At 61.9% G+C, this 5,128-nt stretch carries 2 protein-coding genes; both read left to right on the top strand.

Annotated elements, in window-relative coordinates; genetic code table 11:
* Positions 1 to 126: 126 nt before the first annotated feature.
* Entirely contained in the window at positions 127 to 1,869 is a 1,743-nt protein-coding gene (locus HT737_RS18010) for a potassium/proton antiporter (protein WP_041074130.1), read from the top strand.
* A gap of 34 nt (positions 1,870 to 1,903) precedes the next feature.
* Positions 1,904 to 5,128: mechanosensitive channel MscK (mscK, locus tag HT737_RS18005; protein WP_182403513.1), on the top strand; the 3,225-nt coding region annotated here is incomplete at its 3' end.

Genomic DNA, 5,128 nt, shown 5'->3' with positions numbered 1-5,128 from the left:
CAGGCTGCGATCTTTTGATCTTGAAAAAAGCTTTTTGACAGCATCACATTTCAACAGGTTAGAATCGCTGGCACGCAGACTGCATGGTCAGTTTGTGCCCGTCTTTACGCTTCTGGAGTACTGCCTTTGAATGCGACGACCATCAACAGCCTGTTCTTGATCGGCGCGTTGCTGGTAGGTGCGAGCATTCTTGTCAGCTCACTGTCCTCCCGTCTCGGCATTCCCATTCTGGTGATCATCCTCGCGGTCGGCATGACCGCCGGGGTCGATGGCGGCGGGATCATTTTCGATAACTACCCGACGGCCTATCTGGTCGGCAACCTCGCACTGGCGGTAATCCTCCTCGACGGTGGCTTGCGCACCCGGGTTTCGAGTTTCCGTGTGGCCTTGTGGCCGGCGCTGTCGCTGGCGACGGTCGGGGTGTTGATTACCACCGGACTGACCGGCATGGCCGCCGCGTGGCTGTTCGACCTGAACCTGATTCAGGGCCTGCTGATCGGCGCCATCGTCGGCTCCACGGACGCCGCTGCGGTGTTCTCGCTGCTCGGCGGCAAAGGCCTCAACGAACGGGTGACCGCCAGCCTGGAAATCGAATCCGGCAGCAACGACCCGATGGCGGTGTTCCTCACCGTGACCCTGATCGACATGCTCGCCAGCGGCCAGACCGGCCTGCACTGGAGCCTGCTGACGCACCTGATCCGCGAGTTCGGCATCGGCGGCGTGATCGGTCTGGGCGGCGGCTGGCTGATGCTGCAACTGGTCAACCGGATCAACCTCGCCACCGGCCTGTACCCGATTCTGGTGATCGCCGGCGGTCTGGTGGTGTTCGCCCTGACCAACGCTCTGCACGGCAGCGGCTTCCTCGCGGTGTACCTGTGCGGTCTGGTGATCGGCAACCGCCCGGTGCGCAGCCGTCACGGCATCCTGCATATGCTCGACGGCATGGCCTGGCTGGCGCAGATCGGCATGTTCCTGGTGCTGGGGCTGCTGGTCACTCCGCATGACTTGCTGCCGATCGCCCTGCCCGCTCTGGGTCTGGCGCTGTGGATGATTCTGTTCGCCCGGCCGCTGTCGGTGATCGTCGGCCTGCTGCCGTTCAAGGCATTCCATGGTCGCGAGAAAGCGTTTATTTCCTGGGTCGGTCTGCGCGGCGCGGTACCGATCATTCTCGCAGTGTTCCCGTTGATGGCCGGGCTGCCGAATGCGCAGCTGTACTTCAACCTCGCGTTCTTCATCGTGCTGGTGTCGCTGCTGGTGCAGGGCACAAGCCTGCCGTGGGTCGCCAGACTGCTCAAGGTGACAGTGCCGCCGGAGCCGGCGCCGATCTCGCGTTCGGCGCTGGAAGTGCACATCACCAGCGAGTGGGAACTGTTCGTTTACAAGCTCGGCGCCGAGAAATGGTGCATTGGTTCACCGCTGCGCGAACTGAAAATGCCCGAAGGCACACGTATCGCCGCGCTGTTTCGTGGCCAGCAACTGCTCCATCCGTCGGGTAGTACCGTGCTGGAAGTCGATGATTTGCTGTGTGTTATCGGCCATGAACACAACCTTCCAGCCCTCGGCAAACTGTTCAGCCAGGCACCGCAACGCGGTCTGGATCTGCGTTTCTTCGGTGACTTCGTCCTCGAAGGAGACGCCCAGCTTAAAGCGGTTGCAGCGCTGTACGGGTTGCCGGCCGAGGGCATTGATCCGGACATGACCCTGGGCGCGTTCATTGCCCAAAAGGTTGGCGGTGCGCCGATCGTTGGCGACCAGGTGGAGTGGAACAACACCCACTGGACGGTCGCGGTCATGGACGGGAACAAGATCGGCAAAGTGGGCGTCAGATTCCCCGAAGGAAGTCGCCCGGGTCCCGGTCTCTTCCTCTAAACTGCGTCCACTCTCACTTGCTTGACCGGTCTCTATGCCTACCCTGCGCTCTTTCTTTTTCGCGGCCCTGCTGGGCCTGAGTCTTTCCGTCGGCCCGCTGTATGCCGCTGAACCGCCGTCCAGCGAAGCCGTGCAGGCCAGCCTGGACAAACTGGCCGACAGCAAACTGCCGGATGCCGACAAAAAGACCCTGCAAACGGTCCTGCAAACCACGCTCAATCAGCTCAACAGCCGGCGTGATTACGAGCAGAAGCTGATCGACCTCAAGCAGCAACTGGCCTCCGCCCCGCGGCAGACCATCGAGAACACCCGCGAACTCACGCGCCTCAAGGCCACGGCAGTGGTGCCGGTGGCGCAGCGTTTCAGCAAAGAGTCGATTCAGCAGCTGGAGCAGATCCTCACCGATCGCTCGACCCAGCAAAGTGATCTGCAAAAAGCCCTGGCCGATGCCAACAGCCTGATCATCACCGCCCAGACTCGCCCAGAGCGTGCGCAGGCAGAAATCTCTGCCAGCCAGACGCGCATCCAGCAGATCAACAACATCCTCAAGTCCGGCAAGGACAGCGGCAAGACCGTCAGTGCCGAACAACGCGATCAATTGAACGCCGAGCTCGCCGCGTTGAACGCGCTGATCCCGCTGCGCCGCCAGGAACTGGCCGGCAACAGCCAGTTGCAGGACCTGGGCAACAGTCAGCACGACCTGCTCACGGAAAAGTCCGACCGACTCGATCGCGAGATCCAGGAACTGCAGACGCTGATCAACCAGAAGCGCCTGGCCCAGTCGCAGGAAACCGTCACCCAGCAATCGATCGAGGCACAGAAAGCCGGCGGCAGCAGCCTGCTCGCCACTGAAAGCGCCGCCAACCTCAAGCTTTCCGATTACCTGCTCAAAAGCACCGACCGCCTCAACGAAGTCACCCAACAGAACCTGCAGACCAAACAGCAACTCGACAGCCTGACCCAGAGCGACTCGGCCCTCGACGAGCAGATCAACGTGCTCAAGGGCAGCCTGCTGCTGTCGAAGATTCTCTATAAGCAGAAGCAGGCGTTGCCGCGGCTCAAGGTCGACCGCGATCTGGCGGACCAGATCGCCGACATTCGCCTGTATCAGTTCGAAGTCAGTCAGCAGCGCGAACTGCTGAGCAACCCGGCGACCTACGTCGACAACCTGCTTTCCACCCAGCCGCCGGAACAAGTCACCCCGCAACTGCGCAAGAGCCTGATGGAACTGGCCAACACCCGCGCCGACCTGCTGGAACGTCTGAACCGCGAGTTGAGCGCGGTGCTCAACGAATCGATCACCCTGCAACTCAACCAGAAACAACTGCTGAGCACCGCGCAGAGCCTGCGTGCGACCCTCGACGAGCAAATGTTCTGGATCCCCAGCAACAAGCCACTGGACGCGGAATGGCTTCGCGGCGTGCCGGAGCGGCTCAAGCGGCAGATCGATACCCTGCCGCTGGCCTCGAGCCTGAGCGAGCTGACCGACGGTCTGACCCAGCGTCCGCTGCTGTTCCTGCCGCTGGCCCTGCTGATTGGCGCTCTGCTGTGGCGACGCAAGGCGCTGTACGCGCGGCTGAACAAGGTTCACCAGGACATCGGCCACTTCAAGCGTGACAGCCAATGGCATACCCCGCAGGCGATCCTGATCAACATTCTGCTGGCGATGCCGGTGGCCCTTGGCCTGGCGCTGTGCGGGCTGGCCCTGCAGATCGACGCCCGCGGGCAGAACGCCAACATGGGCGCGGCGCTGCTGCAAATGGGTCAGGCGTGGCTGGTGTTCTACACCGCTTACCGGATTCTCTCGCCAGGCGGTGTGGCTGAGCTGCATTTCCGCTGGGACAAGCCGCAGGTCGAGTTCCTGCAGGGCTGGATCCGTCGCCTCGGGCTGGTGGTGATGGCGCTGGTGACAGTAGTGGCGGTGGCCGAGCTGCAACCGGCGGCGCTGGCCGACGACGTCATCGGCATGCCGGTGGTGCTGACCTGCTACGCGCTGATGGCGTGGCTGCTCAGCCGCCTGCTGATCAGCAGCCCGGCCCACGAAAACACCTCCTTGTTCCGCAAGGCCGTGGGCGTGATGTTCACTCTGTTGCCAATCGCGCTGTTCGTCGCGGTGTGCTTCGGCTACTACTACACTGCGCTGAAACTCAGCGACCGGTTGATCAACACCCTGTACCTGCTGATGTTCTGGCTGGTGATCGAAGCCACGTTCGTGCGCGGTCTGGCGGTCGCTGCACGCCGCCTGGCCTATCAGCGCGCCCTGGCCAAACGTCAGGCGGCCAAAGAGGCCGGCGACGGCGAAGCGGTGATCGAAGAGCCGACCCTGGACATCGAGAAGGTCAACGAACAGTCGCTGCGCCTGATCCGTCTGGCGCTGCTCGGTGGCTTCATCGCCGCGTTGTACTGGGTCTGGGCCGATCTGATCTCGGTGTTCTCGTACCTCGACAACATCACCCTCTACGAATACACCAGCGGCACCGGCGCCAACATGAGCATGGTGCCGATCAGCATCGGCGACATGCTCGGCGCGCTGATCATCATCGGCATCACCTTCGCCCTGGCGCGCAACTTGCCGGGTCTGCTCGAAGTGTTCGTGCTGTCGAAACTCAATCTGGCGCAGGGCAGCGCTTATGCGACCACGACGCTGCTGTCCTACGTGATCGCCGGCGTCGGTTTCGTTTCCACGCTGTCGACCCTCGGCGTCAGCTGGGACAAGTTGCAGTGGCTGGTGGCCGCGCTGTCGGTCGGTCTCGGTTTCGGTATGCAGGAGATCTTCGCCAACTTCATCTCCGGCATCATGATCCTGTTCGAACGCCCGGTGCGGATCGGTGACACCATCACCATCGGCAACCTGTCGGGCACGGTCAGCAAGATCCGCATCCGCGCCACCACCATCACCGATTTCGACCGCAAGGACATCATTGTCCCGAACAAGACGTTCATTACCGGGCAACTGATCAACTGGTCGCTGACCGATACCATTACCCGCGTCACGCTGAAACTCGGTGTGGATTACGGCTCCGATCTGGATCTGGTCAAGGAACTGCTGCTCAAGGCTGCCCGGGAAAACCCGCGCGTGCTCAAGGAACCCGAGCCGCACGTGTACTTCCTCAATTTCGGCGAAAGCACCCTCGATCACGAACTGCGTATGCACGTACGTGACCTCGGTGACCGCAACCCGGTGATCGATGAAGTGAACCGCTTCATCAACCGCGAATTCAAGAAGCAGCACATCAACATCTCGTTCCGCCAGATGAGA

Origin of the sequence: Pseudomonas sp. MD195_PC81_125 (assembly GCF_014060985.1) — a bacterium.
GTDB classification, from domain to species: domain Bacteria; phylum Pseudomonadota; class Gammaproteobacteria; order Pseudomonadales; family Pseudomonadaceae; genus Aquipseudomonas; species Aquipseudomonas parakoreensis.
This window is presented reverse-complemented; position numbering and strand designations above follow the sequence as displayed.